Source organism: Methanomethylovorans sp. (assembly GCF_050177135.1).
GTDB lineage: Archaea > Halobacteriota > Methanosarcinia > Methanosarcinales > Methanosarcinaceae > Methanomethylovorans.
In genome coordinates, this window is sequence record NZ_JBFXHJ010000196.1 from 1 (window position 1) to 3531 (window position 3531).

Sequence of the window (3531 nt, forward strand, 5' to 3'; positions counted from 1 at the left end):
AACAATCTGGATCACATAATGCTGAACCAGGTAAACATATCTTAAACGATTGCTCTGTATAAAACCTTTTTATTAATACCCCTTGATCTTGGTTCACTTGATGGGCATGCAGATATCAAGGATATGGTGGTTTTCCGGATGTTCTCCGGGAGAGTTCAAATATATCTCATAACTTGCCCTGGACATATCGATCTCAAGGTTATTTTGCATGATCCACTCAAAGATCTTTTCCCATGCAGGACCATATTCTTCTGCTCCTGTCAGTTCTGCACGCATTACTACATACTTTCCTCCAGGAAGCTTTTTCTTTCTTATTTCCCCTTCAACTTTAGCATCATCTTCAATGGTCATACACACATCCAGCTTAAGTTCTTCCGGAGGTGTAACGCTTGGATCATCATAATAGGCAGACATCAAAATAGTATCTGGTCCCATCAATTGCTGCGGACCTGCCCAACCAAGAAGCTTGGTGAACAAGTCATCAAAGACTTTGGTGTTTCCCAGATAGTTGCCGACAAATGAAACACATGCTACATTCCTTTCTTTTATCTCTTTTATTCCGGGCTCGTTCAAGATTTCCAAACCTATCACCTACTTTTTGTTATTAAGCAATTTTTTGTACTATCTGCTATAAAAGCCCATAGTAAATTGAGTGAAAGTGTTAAAATGTCCATGAGATGGTATCTCAAAGATCTCTGCAGCACATGTTCATGAATTTTGATGAAAATGGATCATCAGCCATTGAAGTATAATGTTTAAGCTACAAAATAATTTTCAATGAGCCCTTTTCAAAGAGCACAGGTCTTTGCTTCACCATTAAATTTCTTTAGCAATGAAGATCCAGATCAAAATATAAAACCTACCACAACCCATACACAGGACCGAAAACGAAGAATCCAACCAAGCCGATGGTGTTGCTTGTCCCGTGAGCAAAGATCGCAGCCCAGAGATTGTTATCGTAATGTATCTTTATCAGGCTGAAGAAGATCGCATCCAGGAAAGTGAGAATAACTCCTATTGTTCCCTGTTCAGTATGTGCAAGTCCGAACAATAAGGAAGAAATACCCACTGCAAGAATTATTCCGGTCCTTGTATCTCCGAACAGATCCAGTATCCTTTTTTGGAGATATCCCCTGTACACGATCTCCTCTCCAAATGCAGCTAAGGTCCATGTCAACAACAGGAAGAACAACAACTGGTTGAAATTCCCCTTCAGGTTCTCGAATGCACTCAGGTCCTGTGTTGTTCCTGTTAAGTGATTCAGTACCGGCATGAATACGCTCAGATGCAAAAGGGTCCAGATGACCACTAATACTAAAATGGTCATCATCATGTTAAGCCAGCTAATGTTCTTCCTGAAACCTAAGGTTTGCAGTTTTTCCTTGCGGATCAAAAGCGAAACAGCTATGATCCCCAGGATAATGATCGTCGGGATGAACAGGTCCAGCACGATCACTGTGCCGGCAATGAGCAATTCGACAATTGATATTAATTTCCAGACCTTTTCCCTATCCATCCCATCCATCAGACCACTCCGCTATCAGCTTTGTAATATCCTGAAACATCTTTGAAACACATTTGAATGCATTGTTAACATGGATGATAACTTGAATATAGATTTTACTACAGAGCCGGAAATACAAACTTTTTTCTATCCACGAAACAAGACAACTATCAACATATTGAAGGATCAGGATATGGAACATAAAGATCCCACTAAAGAAGAGTTGATTGAACTTGTTGGATCAGGGTTCTCCGGAAATACTTATTGTAATAATTTCATCAGTGTTCTTAAAAAGAGCAGTCCGACATATCATGGTGAACTTCTCAGAACTGCCTGTATGCTGCTTGATAAAGATCTCATGCTTGCAGAATTTTTCTTTGAGCATCTTCCCGAGGCATTACAGCACACCGGGCCTGACGGAATAAGGAAGTGGGCAGGTATTGGCTTAAAGATATTTGACCAGGACAAGGACCTGGGAATTGATTATTTTACCCATTCGGCTGCGCTTCTAAAGGATCTGGACGTCAGTGAACTGGAAGAATGGGCCCTGCACGGCATAACTCTCTTTGAAGAGGCCCCATCCCTTGGCAGACCTTATTTTTCTCTTAATTCTGAGAGCTCAAAGGAGTTCATTGAAGGGCTTATCGGGTCAGTGGCACTCAATGAGATAGTAAGCGTCCTCAGATACTATGCTCTTGGCTTGTCAGGTATCAATTTTAACATTCTTTCCCGAAGGATGTTGCAGGTGGAGGAAAAAACCAATGCCATAAACCCTGTGATCGCAGGCAGGACCATCTACCTTGCTCCCTGGATCAGAAAGTATGGTGATCGTGAAGATAACTTCAGGATATATAAGCTGAGCATAATGCATGAGATTGGTCATGTACAGTTCAGTTCCCATAAGATAGAACGTGATGATGTAGCAGGACTGATGGCAGATATCAGAAGCAGGTACACGACCATAATGAAAAGGACCTATCTTTCGGGGATGCAGCCCGAGGGTATCATTGATCTCGCTGACATCATAGCTCTGTTTCCCAACAAAGCACTGGCAGGAACGATACTCGGTGTTCTGGAGGATGCCAGGGTCGAGTACAGGATAATGGAACACTATAAGGGAGTTCGCTCAGACCTTGAGAGAATAAGATACCAGATGCTTCTGACAAGGTCTGTCCCGAAAGGCGACCTGGAAGAGTTCATGGAATCACTGCTATGGATCTCAACAGGACATGAACCCTTCAATATCAGCAAAGGGACAGAAGGTCTTCTGGAAGAGACAAGAATCCTGCTGAAGGAAAGGATCTTCCACGAAGGATCGTCTGTCCTTGATTCCCTTGACACTACCTTCAGGATATATACCATGCTTGATGACCGGATGGGTCCGTTGAGCCAGAAAGAGTATGAGGTGCTGAAGAACATCGATTATCGCGGAGTGGATATCGGAGCGTATAGGAGGAAGGACCCTTTTTCGTCCAGTTCACATGAGAACATTATCAGGAATTTCATTCCTCAAAGTGAGATGGAACCAGAACCAGACAAAGAAGAGCCAAAAGAAGAGGTCAAACGCCAGCCTGCCTATTCAACGGCCAAGAACTGGAAGATACTGGGCAGTTACATGTATAATGAATGGGATGCTGTGATCAGTGACTATAAAGCGGACTGGTGTACGGTCAACGAGGTCGAGCCTTTTGGCATGTCCAGTGATTACTACAAAGATGCGTCAGAACAGTACAGGCATGAGATCGCCCTGATCAAGCAAGTGTTCAATAGGATGAAGCCGGAAGCATTCCGCAGGATGAAGGAACGGACCGATGGAACTGAGATCGATATCGATGCCTTCATCGATGCTCTGATACAGAAGAAATGCGGGATAAACCCTGATGACAGGCTCTACCTTAGGTGGGACAAGCATGAAAGGGACGTTGCAACTCTTTTCCTTATAGATGTCAGTTATTCCACCCATAAAACGATAGGTTATGAGGAAAAGAGCATAGTGGATATTGAAAAAGACTCTCTTATCATCATGG

Annotated in this window: 2 protein-coding genes and 1 pseudogene; 1 reads left to right on the forward strand and 2 read right to left on the reverse strand. The window is 42.9% G+C overall.

Going from position 1 to position 3531, the window contains the following annotated elements; all coding sequences use genetic code 11:
* Positions 1-93 precede the first annotated feature (93 nt).
* Both AB7U21_RS11315 and AB7U21_RS11320 read right to left on the reverse strand, forming a co-directional pair.
* Positions 94-582: an AraC family transcriptional regulator gene (locus AB7U21_RS11315; protein ID WP_428389138.1), complete on the reverse strand. Its 489-nt coding sequence runs from the start codon at positions 580-582 to the stop codon at positions 94-96.
* Between the two features lie 277 nt (positions 583-859).
* Positions 860-1525 carry a CPBP family intramembrane glutamic endopeptidase gene (locus AB7U21_RS11320; protein WP_428389140.1) on the reverse strand — a complete coding sequence of 222 codons (666 nt, stop codon included), beginning with the start codon at positions 1523-1525 and terminating at the stop codon, positions 860-862.
* Between the two features lie 172 nt (positions 1526-1697).
* Between AB7U21_RS11320 and AB7U21_RS11325 the strand changes: the two are divergent.
* A pseudogene (locus tag AB7U21_RS11325) lies at positions 1698-3531 on the forward strand (nitric oxide reductase activation protein NorD); the annotation flags it as partial.